Raw genomic sequence first — 21356 nt, 5'->3', positions numbered from 1 at the left:
TATGTCATCTCTTTATAAAGATTCTCGTTTGTATTACATTCTAGGGGCCAATAGTTTATCTGCTATTGGTTCCGGGATTGTAATGATAACGATCCCATGGTTGTTAATTAAAGAGAGTGGAGGAGAGACAACATTCGGTTATGTTTCGATCATTTCAACTCTTATTATGTTTTTATTAACACCGTTTATCGGGCAAAGTATTGATCGTTTTTCAAGAAAATCTTTATTGTTATGTAACGAAGGTATCGGGATAGCCGTTATAGGAATGATGGCTATATGGGGATTTGCTGGGCAACCTTATCATTCTATTCACTATATTCTTATTTATATAGCAGGGTCATTCTACTATCTATTATTTTATCCAACAATATTTGCGTTTAACCAAGAGATATTTCAAGCAGAACATTATAAAAGTTTAAGTGGAACGATGGAAATACAAGGACAGTTAACACAAGTTATTTCAGGAGCGGCTGCTAGCTTTCTAATTGAGATCATTTCTTTGAAATGGATCTTGTTAGTAGATATGTTAACTTTTGCAGGAGCATTCTTCCTTTTCTTATGTATACCGTACGTAAAGAAAAAAGAAGTAAAAAGGAAAGTAACATTTAAGAAGCAATTGTTCGAAGGGATTCACTTTATGAAAAAACGTCCTAAGCTCTTTTGGTTTTTACTTGCGACTTATATGCCGTTTATCGGTGTCATGATGGCAAATTATTTAATCCCGGTATATATTTCAGATATACTAAAAGCCAGTGCCTCTGTATACGCAATAGAAGGTATGATGTACGGTGTCGGAGCGGTTCTTGCAGGAATAAGTATTCCAATTATGATGAAATATATAAAGACAGAAGTTTCAATCGTCATGACGATGCTCATATATGTAATTTCAATTACCGCAATGATTATTGAACCGTCCATTATGTTAGTATATGGAATTGCCATTTTTCATGCAATTGGAAACGCTGGTACAAGAGTGGCGAGAAATGTATTGATGATGGAGGAAATCCCAAATGAAGTAATGGGCCGTGTAGATAGCTTATTTCGCTTAATTGGTACAGGAATACGAATTGTATTATTAATGCTGTTTACAGTCGGTGTATCTAAAGCTGGGGTAATGCTCTCGTTTTACGTATTAAGCTGTATATTGATTCTTTCATTAGGAATCGCTATTTATTATGTGCTATCACAACGTAAAGTAGGGACGAATGTTCCTAATAAATCAATCGTTTAAAAAGTACTTCTGCCTCCCTTTCTTTTTTTATATAATAAAAAGAAAGGGAGTGCAAACTTATTTATGAACAAATGGATCTTGCTTATAATTTTAATACTACCGCCGCTATACATCATTTATATGACGTTTCGAATGAATAAAGTTGCTCGTGAAAAATTGAGTAATCACTCTCCATACGTTCTTATATTAGGTGCAAAGTTATTTGGAGATAGACCGTCTTTATCACTCCAAAACCGTTTAGATGTAGCGTTGGAGTATTTATATTCTCATCCTGAGGTGAAAGTAATTGTTTCAGGTGGTCAAGGGGAGGATGAAGATATACCGGAAGCTCACAGTATGAGAAACTATTTAATGGTACACGGTATAGATGAGAGTCGTATTTTTATGGAAGACCACTCTACAAATACGTATGAAAATTTAAAGTTTAGTATGGATTTATTTGATGTAAAACATGCGGTAGTTGTAAGTAATACGTATCATTTATATCGAACGAAAATAATTGCAAAGCGTTTAGGCATGAAGATGGAGGCATTAGCTGCTGAAACACCGAGACGTTCTAAGAAAAAAATGTATGTGCGTGAATATGTTGCTATTATGAAAACAATATTGTTCGACCGTTAGAGCTCAAATATGAGCTCTTTTTTTTATAGAATAATGCGTATCATTTGAAAAGAGTTCCATATTCCATCAAAATAAAGAAAACAACAATAAAGGAGTTGTGTTTGTGATTCAGTTTAATCATGTGTCAAAATCGTATGAAGATGGCGCAAAAGCAGTGGATTCATTGCATATAGAAATTAAAAAGGGAGAATTTTTTGTTCTCATTGGTCCGAGTGGTTGTGGGAAAACAACGACAATGAAGATGATTAATCGTTTAATTGAAACGACGGAAGGGTCAATTTTAATCGATGGAAAAGATATTCAACAATATAATATAAACGAACTGCGTTGGAATATTGGGTATGTGTTGCAGCAGATTGCTTTGTTTCCACATATGACAATTGCCGAAAATATTGCAGTTGTCCCTGAAATGAGAAAATGGAGCAAAAAGAAAATACAAGAGCGTGTCGATGAACTGCTACATATGGTTGGATTAGATCCGGATGTATATCGCGACCGTATGCCCGATGAATTATCAGGAGGGCAAAAGCAGCGTGTTGGTGTTGTTAGGGCATTAGCTGCTAATCCCAAAATCGTTCTTATGGATGAACCATTTAGTGCGTTAGATCCATTAAGCAGGGAACAACTCCAGAAGGATATTGTACAATTGCAAAAAAAGATTCAAAAAACGATAGTGTTTGTAACTCATGATATGCAAGAGGCATTATCACTGGGTGATCGCATTTGTATTATGAGAGAAGGAAAAGTTGTTCAATTAGATACACCAGAAGGTATTATACATAATCCGAAAAATGAGTTTGTAGAGGAGTTCATTGGAAATCGTGGACGCACTTGGTATGAGGGGAAGCATGTAGAAGATATATTGCCGCTAGACAATAGCATACGAGTAGAAGGGAATGCTTTATCTTTAAATTCTCCTTTACAAGAAGCACTAGTTCGCTTACAAGTTGAAGAGTCAGTGTCAGTTGAAGAAAATGGTGAATATGTTGGTGCGTTAACAAGCCGCCATATAATAAATTACATAGTTGAACAAATGAAGGAGAGAGGCTAAACAGTGACTGACTTTATTCAAACGTTCCAAGAACGAAAAGTAGAATTGCTAAGTGCGTTAAGTGAGCATTTACAAATATCGCTTATTTCATTATTTTTTGCAGTAATCATTGCGGTTCCGCTTGGTATTTTATTAACGAGAAAAGAACGAATGGCTGAATTTATAATAGGGACTTCTGCTGTTATGCAGACAGTGCCATCACTTGCTTTACTTGGACTTTTAATTCCATTAGTAGGAATCGGAAAACTACCAGCTATTATCGCATTAGTTGTGTATGCACTATTACCTATTCTACGAAATACATATACAGGAATACGGGAATTAGATGAATCTCTTATAGAAGCGGCGAGAGCTATGGGGATGAATAGCTGGAGAAGATTATGGAAGGTAGAGCTTCCTCTTGCATTACCAATTATTATGGCTGGTATTCGTACAGCGATGGTCTTAATTGTTGGAACGGCTACATTAGCAGCTTTAATAGGTGCTGGTGGACTCGGTAAGCTCATACTACTCGGTATCGACCGGAATGATCATGCACTTATCATTTTAGGGGCCTTACCAGCTGCGTTACTCGCTTTATTCTTTGATATAGTACTTCGTATGCTTGAAAGTCCAAAACGCTCTCCTAAGCGTGTTATATTGACGATATGTATCGTAATCGTAGTTGTCGTTTCACCATTTCTTTGGAATACACAAAAGAAAGATATTGTTATTGCTGGTAAACTAGGATCTGAACCAGAAATTTTAATTCAAATGTATAAGCAGCTAATTGAACAGGATACAGATTTACACGTAGAATTAAAACCAGGTCTTGGGAAAACAGCATTTGTATTTGAAGCGTTAAAGTCAGGAGAAGTAGATATATACCCTGAATTTTCGGGAACAGCTTTATCTACTTTTGTGAAAGAAGAACCGAAAAGTACAAATCGCGATGAAGTATATGAACAGGCTCGCATCGGAATGGAAAAGAAATATAATATGGTCATGTTACAACCGATGGAGTATAACAATACATACGCACTAGCAATGCCGAAAAAAATGGCAGATCAATATAATATAAATACAATTTCTGATTTAGGAAATATTGCACAGGATGCGAAAGCGGGATTTACATTAGAATTTGCTGATCGTGAAGATGGTTATAAAGGCATGCAAAAATTATATGATTATAAGTTTTCAAATATTAAAACGATGGAACCGAAATTACGTTATAGTGCAATTCAATCGGGTGATGTGAACGTAATCGATGCATATTCAACTGATAGTGAATTGGAGCAATATGGACTTAAAGTACTAAAAGATGATAAAGGATTATTCCCGCCTTATCAAGGAGCACCATTATTAAGAAAAGAGACGTTACAGAAATATCCGGAACTTGAAAATGTATTGAATAAATTAGCTGGAAAGATTACAGATGAAGAAATGCGAAAAATGAATTATGAAGTAAATGTGAATGGAAAAAGTAGTGAAGGAGTAGCAAAACAATTTTTACAAAAAGAGAATTTACTTCGTTAATTTTACAAGAAATATACAATTTTATATGTTTGAAATGACCGTTCATTACAAAATGAGCGGTTTTTTTGTGCATACTTATACATTTTTTCAAAAAAGTATTCCATTTTTCTTCATTTTCTTTTAGAATAAGTAATGTTTTCCTGAAAAAATATAAGAGAAACGTCTATTAGAGAAAAAGGTGACTTTAATAGTTGAACGAACATAACACCTAGAATGACAGATGGGGTGGTACAAATAGAAAAGAAGTTAGGATTTTTTCCGTTAATCGCATTAGTAGTTGGAACGATGGTTGGTGGTGGTGTTTTTAGTTTACCGCATGATTTAGCAGTAGGAGCAAATAGTGGTGCAACGATAATTGGTTGGTGTATTACAGCGATGGGAATGATTCCACTTGCGCTCGTATATCAAACGTTAGCAAGACAAAAACCGGAGCTTGAGGGCGGAATTTATAGTTATGCACGAACTGGATTCGGTGAATATATTGGTTTTAACAGTGCGTGGGGCTACTGGCTGGCAGGAATTTTAGGAAATGTCGCAACAATTATGTTATTGTTTAGCACATTAGGTTATTTCTTCCCAATTTTTAAAGGAGGAAATAATATTGCGTCCATCGTTGGTGCCTCCCTTTTATTATGGACACTTCATTTTCTTATTTTATTTGGAATTCGTGAAGCTTCCATTATGAATGTTATCGCAACAATTGGGAAATTAGTTCCGATCTTGTTATTTATTGTTGTGATGGTAACGGCATTTCGCTGGGATACATTTACACATGACTTTTGGGGAGAAGGAACAATCTCAGTTTCCTCTGTACTTGGTCAAGTGAAAAATACAATGCTTGTAACTCTTTGGGTATTCATTGGGGTTGAAGGAGCAGTTGTATTATCAGGAAGAGCTAAAAATAGCAGAGACGTTGGAAAAGCGACAGTACTTGGATTGATTTTAGTTATGTCTATTTATATTTTAATTTCTGTACTATCAATGGGAGCCATGACGAGAAATGAACTTTCTGTTTTAGAAACTCCTTCAATGGGACATGTATTAGAACATGTTGTTGGACCATGGGGGGCAGTTGCGATTAACATCGGATTAGTTGCTTCACTTGTAGGCACATTAATTGGTTGGCTTTTACTTGTTTCTGAAATTTCTCACGTAGCAGGAAAAGACGGAGTGTTTCCGAAAGTCTTTACGAAAACAAATAAGAAGCAAACGCCGCATATGGCATTATGGATTTCAAATGTCGTTGCCCAAATTATATTTATAATCGTTCTGTTTTCAGAATCGACATATCAAATTATGTATTTTATTGCGTCAACATCAATTTTATTACCGTATTTATTATCAGCCCTATTTCAATTGAAATTAGTCATTACGAAAGAGCTGAAAGCTGCGAGAGTAAAAAATGGCTTGTTAGCTTTAATTGCTTCTGTATATTCTGTATGGCTCATATATGCAGCTGGTTTAAAGAATTTATTGCTTGTTTCAATCGTATATGGTATTGGGATTATTGTGTACATGTTTGCAAGAAAAGAACAAGGGAATCGTTGTTTTACAGGTAAAGAGAGATATGTTATGTGGGGAATTGTTATTGCAGCTATCACATCACTTTATATGCTAGTGACAGGAAATATAAAAATGTAAAAGTCCTTTTAATTTAAAGGGCTTTTTTCTTTGGTTAGAGAATATTTAATACATAAGATATTCAGGAGGGATGAAAATGGAAGAAAAAGAACAGTTGTCTAGAATTATGGATTTAGCTAGTGATTTAAGGAAAGTACTAGTGCAAGAGTCTTTTTTTAATCATCATCCTGAACTACGAGGAGTGATTGAAAATTTAGCGAGTTCTGTAGAGAATTTGGCGGAGTTGCAGCAAAATAAAGATGAAAATGCCGAAGATCGATTACGGTACGTGCTTGCTAAAATGAAAATTGCTCATAATGCCATTTTACAAGAAAAAAAAGCATTTCCTTCTCATTAATATACGTTTTATTTTTGAACCTGACGGATGACGTTAGGTTTTTTATTTCTAATTTTGGTAGTAGTTCATACACTAAGAATAGTATGAAAAAAGAAGGTGACTACGGTGAAATTACATAAAGCTCTTCATCCAAGTTTTATAAAGCGAATGTATTATATGAGGTTTATTGGGAAATTTGCAAAAGCGGAGGGAGAGAAAAACGGGGAGAATTTCTATGTACAATGCCTTTCGCCAATACCATTAACGTTACAAGAGCTATTTACAACTGAAAACTATTTGTTTGAAGGATTATGCAGCAATAAAAAGAATAAAAAAATCTTTTCAGATTTAAAGAAGCGAAAATTAGAAAAGCAATTAGTAATGTTTCGTCTTTATTATGATAGAGGAAATTTATTTCTGGAGTTAATATGCACAGAAGAGCCGCGAGAAATAGCAACTGCATATAAACTGATTCCAACACCAAAAGTATCTAATTATAGAAAAGGTGAGTCTTTGGAACGGAAGCTTAGCAATGGTTATTTATCATTTCTTATGCCGAAATTACCAAAAGACTTTGAGTCTCCTGAATTATTATGGCATGAAGGAAGGCTATATGGAAATTTATCATTAAAATCAACAATAAGTTCAATTGCGTATTTTGAACAAAGAAAAGAATGTAAATATATTGAAATAAATGATTGGGGAAAACATGTAGAAATAGCAGTAGAAGATCATTTATATTTTGTAAGTGAGAATGTGTATGAGCAATTAAAAAAACGAATTGCTGAAGAAGGTAAGCTAGTTGAAGTAGAGGATATAAAAGTACAAAAGGAGGATTGGGAATGGGATGAGCGTGAATCCTCTTTTTTACAGTATGTACAAAGCGTAGTTCGTAATAAAAGGTTATATTTGGATGAAACGGATATTTATAATTTTCATATTAGTGTTAAAACAAATTTGTTAACGATTCTTGGTGGTATACCAGGTGTTGGGAAATCGCGCTTTGTGCAAGCTTATGCAGAAGCACTTGGCTTACATTATGGTGAAGAATTAGTTTGGATTCCTATTTTACCATCGTATCAAGAACCACATGATTTACTCGGATATCTTCATCCGAATGGTACTTTTATTGAAAGCGAAACGAAGTTAGTTCGGACGTTATTGAAAGCGAAAGAAAATCCAAATCAATTATATATAGTTGTGTTTGATGAAATGAACATGTCACATATTGAGCTTTGGTTTACTCCATTTTTATCTGTTCTTCAACTTGAGAAGAAAAATCGTATTTTGAATTTATATGAGAAAGTACTGGAAACAGAAAATCCCATTCCGCCTACAGTTGAAATTGGGGAGAACGTTATTTTCATTGGTACTGTAAATTTTGACGAAACGACGAAAGAGCTCTCAGATCGATTATTAGATCGAACAAATTTGATTACACTACAAAAGATTCCATTTTGTGAGATGAGTTTAGAAAAGGAGAAAGTTGTACAGCAACCACCGCTGAAAGTAACGACGGGAGAATTTCGAATAAATTGGTTTAGGAATAAAGAAATGACCGAGGTGTTTTCTGAAGAGGAATTGGAGTTATTGGATAAGTTACATGATGTTTTGTCATCACACGATGCATCAAAAGGGATTTCTTTTCGATGTGCAAGTGCAATTGCTTCGTATTTGCAAAATATACCGTTCCAAAATAATCAATCTTATATGATTAGCAGAGAAGAAGCCTTTGATTTGCAAATAAAGCAACGTGTATTAACAAAATTAAGGGGGACAGAAATGACGATTGGCCCTCTGCTTTCTGAAGAAGCGAAAAGAGGAGCAACATTGATACCGCTTTTACAGTCTTCGCTTGCAAATCGTGTATCAACATTTGAGCATTCTTTAGCGTATATAAGGCAAAAGCGTAGAGAACTGGAGTTGTATGGATATGCAAAATGAGGAGCGTTATGAAACAGCAATTGTCGATACGAAAGAAACGCTCCCGTTTGTATTAAAGCTAATCATTGGAACGGAGGGGAAAGGAGATTTTATCCTTTTAAATCGGCTTTGTACGTCTACTACAGCATTAGTTCAATGTATTTATAAAGTACAAGAATTAAAACCACTAAGATTACATTTCCATTATCAAAATCCGATGGATATTACATTCATATGGAATAAAGTATATGAGGGACAAAAGAATATAAAAGAGCCACAATATGATTTAAATGAAAAAAAACAAAGAGTATTATTGTATGAACATGGAAAAACTGAATTTTTTTATCCGTGGCGCTGTGGCTTATATCATTTTGAAGTGCGCATAGAAGACAAAACGTATTATGGTGCGTTTCAAGTCGTTCCTAAAAATTTTTTTGATGACCAATTTGGAATGATCCAAAATTATGTGAAATCAATTTTGAATGAGTTGATTTTAGATAGAGGTTATTATAAAAAAACTTTTTCAGCACTTAGTGATATTGAGGATTCTTCTTACTTAGTATTACTAAGGAAGTTGCCGCAAAAAATGAAAAAAATAAAACAAATTTTTACGAAAGTAGAATCGAATGCGAAGTTTGTTCACGAATATGAATGGGAAATGGAGGAACGGAGGACGACGAGAAAAAGTGCCATTATGGCAGAAAGAAAACTTTATACGAAATATTATAATCGCAAATTTATAGAACAAAAAAATAGTAAAGAAAATGCATTTCTTAAATTTAAAACGATGCTATTCTATAATTATTTACTTGAAGCAGAAATTTTTTTACGTAAAACTATTGAAATACTAGAAGGAGCAAAGAAAAAAAAATTAGACGAATTTCAATCTGTTAAAACAATTATGAAAACGATTGAACGAAATGGATCAGTGACGGATAGGGAAAAACAAAAATATAAAAATATACATTTGTTGAAAGAAGCAGATTTGCGAAAAAATTCTGTGAAAATACAAGAATATAAAATTTTAGCACATATCGTACATGAAAGCGTGCAATACTTTCAAAATTTGTTATATTCTTCATTTTGGAGGGAAGTTTCTGAAACAGCCAATATTAATTCTCACTCTTTATCTATACCACATCAACAATTAATCCATCATTTAGAATTGTTACCACAACATACTGGGCAATCTCCATCTTTATTATTCGTATATAAGCCAACATTTCTAGTGTATGAGTATTACGCTTTTTTTATCGTTATTTCTATATTAGAACAAATCGGATTTGAATATAAGAATCCTATCCGTGAACAAATACAAGAACATTTTTATTTAGATGGATTACAAGATGGAACGACAGTTGTTTTACATCAAGATGAGATAAAGGTGCACGTCGCGTTTAATGATTTAATTGAAACACATCCACTTATTGCATTAAGTAAGGGAAGTAATTTTTATAATGGAGAGGACACAAAAAAGCCAGATATTCGTTTAGATTGTTATGTAAAGGAAGAAGAGAAGTATGTATACAAATCATCTATTATTGTCGAAGTGAAATATAGTCCTATGTACAATATTTTTCAGCCTGTCGGTAATACAAAAGCAACGGAGCAAATGTATAAGTACTGGTCTATTAAATATGTAGAAGAACAGAATGGAAAACAAATTTTTCAGAGAAGGGCGATTTATGAAGTGATTTGTGTATATCCAGGTAGCCATATGCACAGTAAAAAAATTGAATCTGGTTGTGGAGTGTTTTTACAACTATATCCATATAAAACGAAACAAGGAGAAGAGAAATTGGCTGGGAAGCATGGGATGATTCAAATTTTTGAGAAATGGTTAAAAAGTAATGAAATGTAAAAGAAATCCTTTTTTTAAAAAGGATTTCTTTAGGTTAAGAAGAATTATATGCAGTAAGGAAAGACATGTGAGACGGTTCGAACTGAAAAATTATCAGCATCTTTCAACAGAGGAATTGGATCTATTTATGTGTGCGATAGTACGTGGAAGTAAGAAATGATGCATGTGAGATAAAAGGTTATTAGTAGGAATTTAATTCATTTTGCAGAATATAATAAGACGTAAATATTTTTAGTTGCATACGAAGATTTGTTCTTATATGATATATAGTGAAAGCGTTATCAAAAACAGAGCGGCGATGGGAAAGGCGGGTAAATATGTTCCAGCGTGTTCAAACAAAGGAAGAACATTTTTGGTTCGAGCAACTGTGGGGAGATTTTTGTGAGGAAAGAAACTTAATGTTTGTAGAACGTAATTTAAATCCATCACGATTTTTATTAATAGAAGATGAACATCATATTGGTACTGTAGAATGTATTAAGTATACGGTACCTGAACAATCAAATTCTGAGTTTTTCTATCCGTTTTCTAAAAATGATTTGGTGAAAGATTTGAAAAATGTGTATGAAATAGGAAAGTTAAGCATTGCGAAAACGTCTCGGGGGAGAGGGCATTTCAAAAGGTTAACAGCTATTTTATTTATGCATGCGTTAGAGACGAAAGCTGAATGGTATATTGCAGCAGTTACAAAAAGAATGTATATGTATTTACTTACACTCGGTTTTCCAATTGAACCGATTGATAATCCATTCCAGTTTCATGATACTTTACAAGGTGTACCAGTACGAATTCATGCTCGAAAAGGGGCTACACATTTGTATTCTTTGAAAGAATTCCGTGATATTATTCAAGGGAATGCTCATGCACAGGCACTTATTGCAGAATACAGTAAAAATATTATGTTAACAAAATAAAACTATATGAATATGTATAGTTTTAAGAAGGGTGTCTAATCACGGACATCTTTCTTTATACAAAAAAGTAGACCCTTATTCTTGTAATAAGGGTCTACAAGGTTATAGTCCAAATATACTAAAAATCATTTTACGACGCTTTGGTTTCTTTTCTCTTACATATGTTGTTTTTGCATCAGGAGTAATATATATTGGTTCTTCTTTCTTTAGGGCACCTTCTAGATTTTGAATTCGCTCTAACATTTCCTCCATTTCGCGGCGATGTTGTAATAGTTGGTATGTAACGACATCATTTGCTTTATCTTGCATTTGCTCTTCCATTCGATCTAGTCTTCTCGTAATTGTGTTTAGTTGAGCTGCTAATTGTTCAAAATCATTTGACGATGTTAATTGAGTAGGTGGAGTGTTATGAGATTGATCTGCTTGAGAACGATGAAATTCTAACATTTGATCTAAATCACCTTGTGTGAAAATAAAATGACCATATTTATTTTTTCCTATCGTAAGATTTAATTGTTGTGCAATCCGGACGACAGCCTTTGGGCTAACACCTAATTTCTTTGCGATAAATGGTGTTTTATATTCCAAAATAATCCCTCCTATATATATCCTGTTGAATGATTTCGAGTTATATAGTAAGTTCCCTTCAGGAGTGACAAAAGAAGTGTGGAATCGGCAAAGAAAGTGTTTTTTCACGAAATTTAGCTGTTTAGCATATACGATTTACATAAATTTATTTTTCATTTATCAAAAAATTGAAATTATTATAGTTTGACGGTGATAAGCTAATTAGATTATCATAATTATAAATATCTTTTTTATGTATGCATATAATATATAAAAAGGTGGTTGCTAATGTGGAATTTTATTAGAGTATAAGAATGCTTACTTCACTTGAATAAATTTAAGTAGGAGGTGGCTTCCTTGCTTACATTGTAAGTAAGGAAAAGTATTTGGATATATATAGTATAAGTATAGTGATTGTTTTAATTGCCTTAACGGCATTTTTCGTTGCAGCAGAATTTGCAATTGTTAAAGTGAGGAGTTCTCGAATTGATTATTTAATTGCAGAGGGAAATAATCGCGCAATATCTGTCAAAACAGTCATTACAAACTTAGACGAATATTTATCAGCTTGTCAGTTAGGAATAACCGTAACAGCTCTTGGGATTGGGTGGTCAGGTAAACCTGCGCTTAAGCATATGTTTGATATGTTTTTTGCGAATTGGAACATCCCTACTCAACTCGCAGACATTTTTGCTGTAACTTTAGTGTTTTTGTTTATCACTTTTTTTCATGTAGTAGTAGGAGAGTTGGCTCCAAAAACATTCGCGATTCAAAAAGCAGAACAAGTGAGTTTTTTTGTTGCTAAGCCGCTTATTTTGTTTTATCGTATTGCATTTCCATTCATTTGGCTTTTAAATGGATCAGCTCGGTTAATTACGAAGTTTTTTGGGTTGAAGCCACCAAAAGGACATGACGAAGTGCATTCAGAAGAGGAATTGCGATTATTAGTTTCAGAAAGTTACAAAAATGGAGAAATTAATCAATCTGAATATAAATATGTAAATAAAATTTTTGAATTTGATGATCGTATTGCGAAAGAAATAATGGTACCACGAACCGAGATGAATATATTAAACAAAGAAATGCCTGCTGAAGAGGCTTTGCAAAAAATGTCTCATGAAAAATATACGAGGTATCCGGTTGTTGATGGCGATAAGGACCATGTAATAGGTTTTGTGAATTTTAAAGATATTTTTACAGATTTTGTGAAGCATCGAGCTGTTAATGAAAAGACAGTAGAGCAATATGTTAGACCAATTATTCTAGTTATTGAATCAATCCCAATACATGATTTGTTTTTAAAAATGCAAAGAGAAAGAACACATATCGCCATATTAATTGATGAATATGGTGGTACATCAGGGCTTGTTACCGTTGAAGATATTTTAGAAGAAATTGTAGGGGATATTCAAGATGAGTTCGATACTGATGAACAGCCGGAAATTCAACAAGTTAGTGAGACGAAAACAATTTTAGAGGGAAAAGTACTTGTTAGTGAAGTTAATGCATTATTAGGTCTGACTATTGACGATGATGATGTCGATACGATCGGTGGTTGGATCCTAACAAAAAATATTGAGATTTCCGAAGGTGACACCATTGAAATTGAAAATTATAAGTTTTGTGTGAAAGAATTAGATGGACACTATATTAAGAGGTTAGAAGTAACGAAACAATCAGAACCGATCGTTATTGTAGGAGATGAAAAAAAGATTTCGCTACAAGAACAAATTAGTTCGTAAACTCTGCTTTGTAGCAGAGTTTTTTTTGAGCAAAATGTTTTTTGGTAAATTTGGGCTATGATACAATTATATAAGTCAGACCTTTCACTAGGTGAAATAAATGCAATATATTATTGTATACAAATATTCGGAAGGAGAACCATTATGAAAAAGAATTTATATATAAATGGAGAATGGAAATCAGTAGGGACGTATAAACCGTTGTATGCACCATATTCTGAAGAAACATTAGCGAAAATTGCGCAAGGAACAGAAGAGGATGTTAAGGAAGCAATTACTTCAGCTAAAAATGCAATGAAAGAAATGAAAAAATTATCAGCATACGATCGCGCAACTATTTTAGAAAAGGTTGCACAAAAAATGGATGAGAGAAGAGAAGAGTTTGCAGAGATTATTGCAAAAGAAGCTGCAAAACCGATTCGTGCTGCAAGGGGAGAGGTAGATCGCACTGTTCAAACATATAAGTTTGCAGCAGAAGAAGCAAAGCGTATATATGGTGAGACATTACCATTAGACGCTGCACCAGGTGCAGATGGGCGTATTGCATATACAATCCGAAAGTCAATAGGGGTTATCGGTGCTATTACACCATTTAATTTCCCGCTAAATTTAGTAGCGCATAAAGTAGGTCCTGCAATTGCTGCTGGAAATACAATTGTGTTAAAGCCAGCTGATCAAACGCCATTATCGTCTTACGCATTAGTTGAATTATTTGAAGAAGCAGGATTACCAAATGGTGCCTTCAACATTATATCTGGACCAGGCTCAATTGTAGGAGAAGCAATAGTAAAGAGCGATGATGTCGCTTCTATTACTTTTACAGGAAGCCCAAAAGTTGGAATTGGTATTAAGGAAAAAGCTGGATTAAAGCGAGTGACGTTAGAATTAGGGTCAAACGCTGCAGTTATTATTGATGAAGACGTGGAGTTAACGGATGAGATTATTGAACGTGTAAAATGGGGAGCTTTTGTTAACAATGGGCAAGTTTGTATTTCGGTACAACGTGTATTTGTACATGAAAAGAAAATGGATGAATTTCTTACGAAGTTAAAAAAAGCGATGGAGACGGTAGTTGTAGGTGATCCGCTCCATGAAGATACAGATGTATCTGCTCTCATTTCGAAAAAAGATGTAGAGCGAATTGAATTATGGGTGCAAGAAGCTATAAAGGAAGGAGCAAATGTTTTATACGGTGGTAAAAAGCGTGATGCAAGGATATTTGAACCAACGGTATTAACAAATGTTCCAGAACATGTGTCTGTACAGTGTCAAGAAGTATTCGGCCCACTTATGACTGTAAATACATTTAAAGAATTTGATGAGGCTTTAGAGCAAGTAAATAATTCGCGCTACGGTCTACAAGCTGGTTTATTTACAAATAATTTATCTAAAGCAATGCGTGCCATTGATGAATTAGAAGTCGGTGGTGTCATGATTAATGATATTCCAACATTCAGAGTAGATCATATGCCTTATGGTGGTGTGAAAGAGAGTGGTACGGGACGTGAAGGAATTAAATATGCAATAGAAGAAATGACAGAAATGAAATTAGTTTGTATTAAAAAATAAAGTAAAAGGTACACTTGATGAAACAAGTGTACCTTTTATATTACTTCATTTCTTGTTTGAAAATATCATCTTCAACATAAATTTGTTCTTTATCTACAGCAGTGCTATGAGATAGTACTAAACCGATTGGTGTTTCTGTGCCTTTATTTTGAACAATTGTAAAAGGAACATTTTTTTCATTTGCTAATTTAATGTATTTTGATAAATGTGGGTAAGCAATGCTACCATTTAGGAATAGTTGTAATGATTGAGAAGTACGCATAATGCTACCCGTTACTTCTGTATACACATTACTTTGCATTACTTGACCGATTGTTAAAGCGACTTCTACGCGCTCACGTAATGTAGTTAAGTACATATTACGTTCTTCTGGTTTGTTTTGCTTTTGGCCATAAATGCCCTCTTGAAGATAGTCTTCCACATTTTTATTTACCATATTTTTCACACCTTTCACTTCCTATTGTACGCAAGAATTAAAAAGGATGCAAAAAAAGTCGTTTTGAATGCGAAAAAATTAAAAAGTGAGAAGGAAAAAGGGATATATGAATACAAAGTAGTGAACTACTTGCCACTTAGCAAAGCTTGAAGTGGGAGCTTCTCAGTTCCACGACGAAAGCAACCTTTCATCTCCCTGAGCTTTACTTCGGAGTGTTCCAACCCTAGATGTCCAACGCTTGGACGCTCTTTTGGTACGGTTGATATTTTACGCAGGAACCGAATGGCTTGGTTTTCGCACTCTATTTTCTTCCTGCAACCTCATATATCAAGTTATCAAAGAACTTCATATAGCTAGTTTATCAAAAGTTTTTGGCTATGCCAAACCGAAATTCATCTCCCACCTACCGTTGGACTAGCGCCCTTCACACGCTTGAGGAAGGAGAATTCTTTCGATAAATTCGTTAAATAAGGAAGGAAAAAAATTTTATCAACAGAAATTAACAAAATGTGACAATAATCTATTAACGAAATGTATTTTTTGTGTTAATATTCAAAATATAAAGGGTATTCGTCGTATGGAAATGGAGGGAATGGAGGTTTTTCCAATCGATAAGGATATTAAAGAAGTATTTTGTTCGCACTTGAAAAACAACAGGCACCAATTCGTAGAGAACTGGAAAAACAAAATGATAATTTCCGAAAAAGATCCATTTAAACACGAAGTAGTTCAAAATGGAGAGAATTTATTAGAGTTAATTATCGAACTTATTATGGAAGATAAAGACATTAATTATCTTCAGCCATTATGTGAAAAAATTGCCATTGAGCGTGCAGGGGCAGATGCGAATATTGGAGATTTTGTCTACAATGCAAATGTGGGAAGAAATGAACTTTTTGAAGCAATGTGCGAATTGGATGTAAGCGCTCGTGAACTGAAACCGATTATGGCCAAAATACATACTTGTTTTGACAAATTAATTTATTATACCGTTTTAAAATACTCAGAAATTATATCGAGAAATTTAGAAGAAAAACAGCAATATATAAATGAAACACATAAAGAAAGGCTTACGATTTTAGGGCAAATGTCGGCTAGTTTTGTGCATGAATTTCGTAATCCACTAACTTCAATTATGGGATTTGTAAAGTTATTAAAGACGGATCATCCTAATCTATCGTATTTAGATATTATTTCGCATGAATTAGATCAATTAAATTTTAGGATTTCGCAATTTTTACTTGTATCGAAAAAAGAAATGTGGAATGAATCTGAACGATTTTGGCTTAATGACTTGTTTCAAGATATTATACAGTTCTTGTATCCGAGTTTAGTGAATGCAAATGTTTCAATTGAAAAGAATTTGCCGTACCCAATTCCGCTCGTTGGATATCGGAGTGAAGTGAGACAAGTATTTTTAAATATTTTAATGAACTCGATTGATGCTCTTGAATCAATGAAAGAAGAGCGGAAAATTATCATTGATGTATTTGAAGAGGATACAACTATTCGCATTGTTATAAAAAATAATGGGCCTATGATTCCAGCAGAAAATGTAGAAACCATTTTTGAGCCATTTGTAACTACTAAAAAGCTAGGAACTGGTATTGGACTTTTCGTATGTAAACAAATAGTAGAAAAACATAACGGATCCATATTGTGTCGTTCGAATAATGATTGGACAGAATTTCAAATTGCCTTCCAAAAATAAACAGTCTACACCATACGAATGGTGTAGACTGTTTTAATTTGTAAGCATAACGGCCTCTAACTTTGGATCCTCAGTTGAATAACCTACTATTGAAATTGTGTGAATTGTATTTGGTTCAACGTTGAATTTAGGTATGGTTAAAAGTACTTTTTTTGTATCAGCAAGTGAAACTTCAATATCCGCTGTACCGGGGCTAACTTGTAAAAAATCTGTTATTTGTTTAAAGAGTACATTTTCAAATAAATGATCACCATCTTTTAAATCTACATTTACAACTGGGGTGTCTGGGGAAAGATGTGCAAACCGTATTTTTGCTTGACCAGATGGTAAATGAGTATTATCAAGAATAGGTTGTAATTGGAGATGATTATCGCTATTGATCGCTGCAAGAGTATAAGTGTGATTCCCCATTATTGGTACTAATGCTGAGAAGATTGGAGTTTCGTTTCCGACAGGGATAATATCAATACGGTATTTTCCTTGCACTAAAGATAAATAAGGACTGAATTGTTTAAAAGAAATATTTTTAATCACCTTTTGTCCGTTTACTATAATATCAACAGCTGGTGTATTGGGAGCTGAGTGGAAAATTCTCATATGTGACGGTAAAGTCGCTTCTTGTGAATCTCTTTTTTCATATGCCTGTACAAGTTTTGTAATCGCATCATAGTATTTCATATATAGTTCTACATACTTTTTAGGATTACGGTATTGATAGTAACGGGCGAGCTGTTCGTAACGTGTAGCCTCTTGTCCATATTTTTCAATTTCAGATTGAGCCATGAACATTCCTCCTTTATCATCATTACAATTATATGCGGAGCGGGAAATGGGTTATGCGAAAAACTTGCTTTTCTAAATGAGAAAAGTTAAAATAGGGATTTTTTTATTTATAGGCAAACACACATACAAAGTGATAATTGTCTTACATAATTTATAAAGGAAAGGTAGTTTGACTTTGATGGAAGGAGTGGCACCTTGGATGTGGATATCCCGATAGTTATTTGGAATGTAGTTATGGAGGATTACGTGCTTTAGGCTGTAGTACGAATTATGGATTTGCACAATGAGTATTTCTATAAATCTTAGTAATTGTTGTTGGATAAGGTAATAACGGATAAAAGAGCGTCGTGCCGAACTGATTAATGTGGTTAATCGGTTCTTTTTTTATTGTACTAAACAGCTGATATTAAATGTTTAAGTAAGAGTGGTTGTTATCCATGTGGCTAAGTGTATTGTCGAATTTTGTTTAAAAATATGCAATATAAAGTAATGGAATAGGAAGGAGAATAACAGGAGTTCCGTCGAAGTTTACACAATGTCAGCAAATGAGGGAAGCTGACATTATATTAAGAGAATAATTGTTTAGTTGTTTATTTTATATAAGGGAGGGTAATGAAAGCGTATAGGCAAGGGTTGGTCTTTGATTTAAGTTCTGAATTTTCTGTTTTATACTAATATTTAGCACTCATTTGTATATTTTATAATAGTTTTTTGATATGTTCACTGCTTTTGCAGAGAATTCTTTTTTATGAAAGAAACGTCAATTTTCTTCATATATATATACAAATTGGAGAAATGGGGGAGCGCTATGCGCGATTACTTAATTAAGCCACTTGTTGGTCAGCCGTATCCAATGATCTCACATGGAAAAGGTGTGTACTTATATGATCAAAATGGAAATAAATATTTTGATGGTTCGTCAGGAGCGATTACGGCAGGTATCGGACATGGCGTAGCAGAGATTGCGGAGGTAATTAAAAAGCAGGCAGAGGAAATTGCTTTCGTTTATAGATCACAGTTTACGAGTGAACCAGCTGAAAAGTTGGCGAAGAAGTTAAGTGACTTAAGTGTAGGCGATTTGAACTGGAGCTTTTTTGTGAATAGTGGTACGGAAGCGAATGAAACAGCTATGAAAATCGCAATTCAGCATTTTCAGGAGCGTGGTATTCAAGGGAAACATAAAATTTTGTCACGGTGGATGAGCTATCACGGTATTACAATGGGAGCTTTATCTATGTCTGGGCACCCGCTGCGCAGACAACGTTTCGTGTCTATTTTGGAAGATTACCCAACTGTTCCAGCTCCATATTGTTTTAGATGTCCTGTCCAAAAGGTGTATCCAACTTGTCAGCTTTCTTGTGCGACTGAACTAGAAAGAGCAATTGATCGAATTGGTGCAGAGCATATTGCAGCTTTTATCGCTGAACCGATTATCGGAGCAGCTGGGGGCGCGGTTGTCCCACCGAAAGAATATTATAAAGTAATTAAAGATATTTGTAGTCATTACGATATTTTATTTATTGCAGATGAAGTAATGACTGGGCTCGGTCGTACTGGTGCATGGTTTGCGATGGAGCACTGGGGTGTAGAGCCGGATATTATGACGCTTGGTAAGGGATTAGGAGCGGGTTATACACCGATGGCAGCGACAATTGTAAGTGACCGCGTTATGGAGCCGATTTTACGAGGATCACGTTCTGTTATGAGCGGGCATACGCTAAGTGCAAATCCATTGTCTGCGGCGACAGCTTTAGCTGTTATTGAATATATGGAGAAACATAATCTACCTGAAAAAACAGCGGAAAAGGGAGAATATTTAATAAAAGGGTTACAGAAAGTTCAGCAACAATCGACAATCATTGCCGATGTGCGCGGGAAAGGGTTGCTGATTGGAATAGAATTGCAACCGTTTACAAAGGCGTCGGAGCTCATTTCAGTTGCAGCTAAAAATGGACTTCTCTTATACCAAGCTGTTTCAGGGCAAGCAGGAAAAGAGGATAGTGCACTGCTTGTGGCACCACCAATGACAACTACATATTCCGAATTAGATGAATTACTTTCAATTTTTGCAAAGAGTGTGGAAGAGATGATGCAAAAAGGAGGGCATAGTATCGCATGACAACTATTACAAATACATTTGGTAAATTAAAAGAAATAGAGGAAGTAATTTCTTTGTTCCATGATGATATGACATTAATGTTTGGGGGATTTGGAGGGATCGGATCCCCTCCATCTTTAATCCAGGCTATTTTAGAAAAAGGAGTTACGAATTTAAATTTAATAGGAAATGATACTGGATTTCCCGATGTAGGAATCGGTCGTCTTGTTACGAATGAAAGAGTTAAATCTTTAGTTACTTCTCATATTGGATCAAATCCAAATGCGGGAAGACAGTTAAATGAAGGAAGATTACAAATTGAGTTTTCTCCACAAGGAACTTTAGCAGAGCGCATTCGTGCTGGCGGCGTAGGGCTTGGTGGTATATTAGTCGATGTTGGTGTTGATACGATTGTAGAAGAAGGCAAACGCACAGTTGAAATGAATGGAAAGACATATTTAGTTGAAACAGCATTAACAGCTGAAGTTGCAATTGTATATGCGAAAAAAGCGGACCCGTTTGGCAATCTTGTATTTGATAAAAGCGCTCGTAATATGAATCCTCATGTAGCCATGGCTGGGGATATAACGATTGTAGAAGCAGAAGAAATTGTTCCACTTGGAAGTCTAGATCCAGAGGAAATTGTCGTTCCAGGTGTATTCGTAAATTATATCGTGCCATCGGAAGGAGTGCATTGGAAATGGGTATGGGCGTAGAAGTGAGAGATAAGATTGCAAGACGTGCAGCGAAAGAAATTCAAAATGGCATGATTGTAAATTTAGGTATTGGGATTCCATCGCTTGTACCGAATCATTTACCAAAAGATATGAATGTTATGTTTCATGCAGAAAACGGCATTGTAGGTATGGGACCAACGCCTAGTAAAGGGAATGAAGATGAGAATTTATGTAACGCAGCAGGTTTACCAACGTCTCTTATTACAGGAGCGAGTTATTTCGATAGCTGCACAGCATTTGGTATGATTCGAAAAGGGTTACTTGATGTAACGATTCTTGGCTCATTACAAGTAAGTGAAAATGGTGATTTAGCGAACTGGATTGTACCGGGAAAACGTGTTCCAGGTATTGGGGGAGCAATGGATTTAGCACAAAAAGCGAAACGGGTCGTTGTTGTGATGAATCATGTCGATAAATATGGAAATGCAAAAATTGTTTCAGAGTGTACATTGCCATTAACTTCAAAAAAATGTGTAGATTTAATTATTACAGATATGGCTGTTATGGAAGTGACTACGAGTGGACTCGTTTTACAAGAATTAATGGGACCATATACAGTAGAAGATGTAAAACGACATACAGCGGCTGATTTTCATATAAGCTCAAATTTACTAGTAATTGAATGAGGGGAGTTGTAATC

At 34.6% G+C, this 21356-nt stretch carries 18 protein-coding genes; 15 read left to right on the top strand and 3 right to left on the bottom strand.

Annotated elements, in window-relative coordinates; all coding sequences use genetic code 11:
* The first annotated feature begins 1 nt into the window (after position 1).
* From U860_RS0126785 to U860_RS0126745, 9 genes are all read left to right on the top strand, one after another.
* A complete protein-coding gene (locus U860_RS0126785; protein ID WP_025150938.1) occupies positions 2-1231 on the top strand; it encodes an MFS transporter in 1230 nt (409 codons plus the stop codon).
* Positions 1232-1294: 63 nt separating this feature from the next.
* A complete protein-coding gene (locus U860_RS0126780) occupies positions 1295-1852 on the top strand; it encodes a YdcF family protein (RefSeq protein WP_025150937.1) in 558 nt (185 codons plus the stop codon).
* A gap of 103 nt (positions 1853-1955) precedes the next feature.
* Positions 1956-2903: an ABC transporter ATP-binding protein gene (locus U860_RS0126775; RefSeq protein ID WP_025150936.1), complete on the top strand. Its 948-nt coding sequence runs from the start codon at positions 1956-1958 to the stop codon at positions 2901-2903.
* 3 nt (positions 2904-2906) lie between these two features.
* Positions 2907-4418, top strand: coding sequence for an ABC transporter permease/substrate-binding protein (locus U860_RS0126770; protein ID WP_025150935.1), 1512 nt, complete (start codon positions 2907-2909; stop codon positions 4416-4418).
* A 213-nt stretch (positions 4419-4631) separates the two neighbouring features.
* Positions 4632-6059: a basic amino acid/polyamine antiporter gene (locus tag U860_RS0126765; protein WP_025150934.1), complete on the top strand. Its 1428-nt coding sequence runs from the start codon at positions 4632-4634 to the stop codon at positions 6057-6059.
* 76 nt (positions 6060-6135) lie between these two features.
* Positions 6136-6396: a hypothetical protein gene (locus tag U860_RS0126760; RefSeq protein WP_002171799.1), complete on the top strand. Its 261-nt coding sequence runs from the start codon at positions 6136-6138 to the stop codon at positions 6394-6396.
* A 105-nt stretch (positions 6397-6501) separates the two neighbouring features.
* Complete coding sequence (locus tag U860_RS0126755; RefSeq protein ID WP_025150933.1) at positions 6502-8319, top strand: AAA family ATPase; 1818 nt, start codon at positions 6502-6504, stop codon at positions 8317-8319.
* Positions 8309-10159: a hypothetical protein gene (locus tag U860_RS0126750; protein ID WP_025150932.1), complete on the top strand. Its 1851-nt coding sequence runs from the start codon at positions 8309-8311 to the stop codon at positions 10157-10159. Before U860_RS0126755 ends, U860_RS0126750 begins: the two co-directional genes overlap by 11 nt.
* A gap of 317 nt (positions 10160-10476) precedes the next feature.
* On the top strand, positions 10477-11073 hold the full coding sequence (locus U860_RS0126745; RefSeq protein WP_002171802.1) for a hypothetical protein: 597 nt from the start codon (positions 10477-10479) through the stop codon (positions 11071-11073).
* A 102-nt stretch (positions 11074-11175) separates the two neighbouring features.
* On the opposite strand, the gene U860_RS0126740 is transcribed toward U860_RS0126745, so the two are convergent.
* Entirely contained in the window at positions 11176-11661 is a 486-nt protein-coding gene (locus U860_RS0126740; RefSeq protein WP_025150931.1) for a chromosome segregation protein, read from the bottom strand.
* 365 nt (positions 11662-12026) lie between these two features.
* On the opposite strand from U860_RS0126740, the gene U860_RS0126735 reads away from it, so the two are divergent.
* A complete protein-coding gene (locus U860_RS0126735; protein WP_025150930.1) occupies positions 12027-13382 on the top strand; it encodes a hemolysin family protein in 1356 nt (451 codons plus the stop codon).
* Positions 13383-13526: 144 nt separating this feature from the next.
* On the top strand, positions 13527-14951 hold the full coding sequence (locus tag U860_RS0126730) for an aldehyde dehydrogenase family protein (protein ID WP_025150929.1): 1425 nt from the start codon (positions 13527-13529) through the stop codon (positions 14949-14951).
* A gap of 40 nt (positions 14952-14991) precedes the next feature.
* On the opposite strand, the gene U860_RS0126725 is transcribed toward U860_RS0126730, so the two are convergent.
* Entirely contained in the window at positions 14992-15387 is a 396-nt protein-coding gene (locus U860_RS0126725) for a YueI family protein (RefSeq protein WP_002171806.1), read from the bottom strand.
* 577 nt (positions 15388-15964) lie between these two features.
* Here U860_RS0126725 and U860_RS0126720 point away from each other — a divergent pair.
* Positions 15965-17098 carry a BA2291 family sporulation histidine kinase gene (locus U860_RS0126720; RefSeq protein ID WP_081806938.1) on the top strand — a complete coding sequence of 378 codons (1134 nt, stop codon included), beginning with the start codon at positions 15965-15967 and terminating at the stop codon, positions 17096-17098.
* A gap of 33 nt (positions 17099-17131) precedes the next feature.
* Here U860_RS0126720 and U860_RS0126715 read toward each other — a convergent pair whose 3' ends face one another.
* Positions 17132-17881, bottom strand: coding sequence for a DUF4397 domain-containing protein (locus tag U860_RS0126715; RefSeq protein WP_025150927.1), 750 nt, complete (start codon positions 17879-17881; stop codon positions 17132-17134).
* Between the two features lie 808 nt (positions 17882-18689).
* Here U860_RS0126715 and U860_RS0126710 point away from each other — a divergent pair.
* Genes U860_RS0126710 through U860_RS0126700 form a run of 3 tightly spaced genes read left to right on the top strand, consistent with a single transcriptional unit; the run spans position 18690 to position 21342 of the window.
* Positions 18690-20000, top strand: coding sequence for an aspartate aminotransferase family protein (locus tag U860_RS0126710; protein WP_002171809.1), 1311 nt, complete (start codon positions 18690-18692; stop codon positions 19998-20000).
* Positions 19997-20695 (top strand): acetate CoA-transferase subunit alpha, encoded by a 699-nt coding sequence (atoD, locus tag U860_RS0126705; protein WP_025150926.1) that lies wholly within the window; start codon positions 19997-19999, stop codon positions 20693-20695. Before U860_RS0126710 ends, atoD begins: the two co-directional genes overlap by 4 nt.
* The gene (locus tag U860_RS0126700) at positions 20680-21342 is read left to right on the top strand and encodes a CoA transferase subunit B (RefSeq protein ID WP_002171811.1); all 663 of its coding nucleotides are present in this window, start codon (positions 20680-20682) and stop codon (positions 21340-21342) included. Before atoD ends, U860_RS0126700 begins: the two co-directional genes overlap by 16 nt.
* Positions 21343-21356: the final 14 nt, after the last annotated feature.

It is taken from the genome of Bacillus sp. H1a (assembly GCF_000633475.1).
GTDB classification, from domain to species: Bacteria; Bacillota; Bacilli; order Bacillales; family Bacillaceae_G; genus Bacillus_A; species Bacillus_A paramycoides.
Note: the sequence above shows the minus strand (reverse complement) of the source record. Positions and strands in the feature narration are given on the sequence as shown.

What these genes read in the sequence shown, in the direction of transcription:
- U860_RS0126760 (WP_002171799.1), top strand. Translation starts at nt 6,136, where the DNA reads ATGGAAGAAAAAGAACAGTTGTCTAGAATTATGGATTTAGCTAGTGAT.
- U860_RS0126720 (WP_081806938.1), top strand. Translation starts at nt 15,965, where the DNA reads ATGGAAATGGAGGGAATGGAGGTTTTTCCAATCGATAAGGATATTAAA.
- U860_RS0126710 (WP_002171809.1), top strand. Translation starts at nt 18,690, where the DNA reads ATGCGCGATTACTTAATTAAGCCACTTGTTGGTCAGCCGTATCCAATG.
- U860_RS0126700 (WP_002171811.1), top strand. Translation starts at nt 20,680, where the DNA reads ATGGGTATGGGCGTAGAAGTGAGAGATAAGATTGCAAGACGTGCAGCG.
- U860_RS0126780 (WP_025150937.1), top strand. Translation starts at nt 1,295, where the DNA reads ATGAACAAATGGATCTTGCTTATAATTTTAATACTACCGCCGCTATAC.
- U860_RS0126725 (WP_002171806.1), bottom strand. Translation starts at nt 15,387, where the DNA reads ATGGTAAATAAAAATGTGGAAGACTATCTTCAAGAGGGCATTTATGGC.
- U860_RS0126730 (WP_025150929.1), top strand. Translation starts at nt 13,527, where the DNA reads ATGAAAAAGAATTTATATATAAATGGAGAATGGAAATCAGTAGGGACG.
- U860_RS0126715 (WP_025150927.1), bottom strand. Translation starts at nt 17,881, where the DNA reads ATGGCTCAATCTGAAATTGAAAAATATGGACAAGAGGCTACACGTTAC.
- atoD (WP_025150926.1), top strand. Translation starts at nt 19,997, where the DNA reads ATGACAACTATTACAAATACATTTGGTAAATTAAAAGAAATAGAGGAA.
- U860_RS0126765 (WP_025150934.1), top strand. Translation starts at nt 4,632, where the DNA reads ATGACAGATGGGGTGGTACAAATAGAAAAGAAGTTAGGATTTTTTCCG.
- U860_RS0126750 (WP_025150932.1), top strand. Translation starts at nt 8,309, where the DNA reads ATGCAAAATGAGGAGCGTTATGAAACAGCAATTGTCGATACGAAAGAA.
- U860_RS0126745 (WP_002171802.1), top strand. Translation starts at nt 10,477, where the DNA reads ATGTTCCAGCGTGTTCAAACAAAGGAAGAACATTTTTGGTTCGAGCAA.
- U860_RS0126785 (WP_025150938.1), top strand. Translation starts at nt 2, where the DNA reads ATGTCATCTCTTTATAAAGATTCTCGTTTGTATTACATTCTAGGGGCC.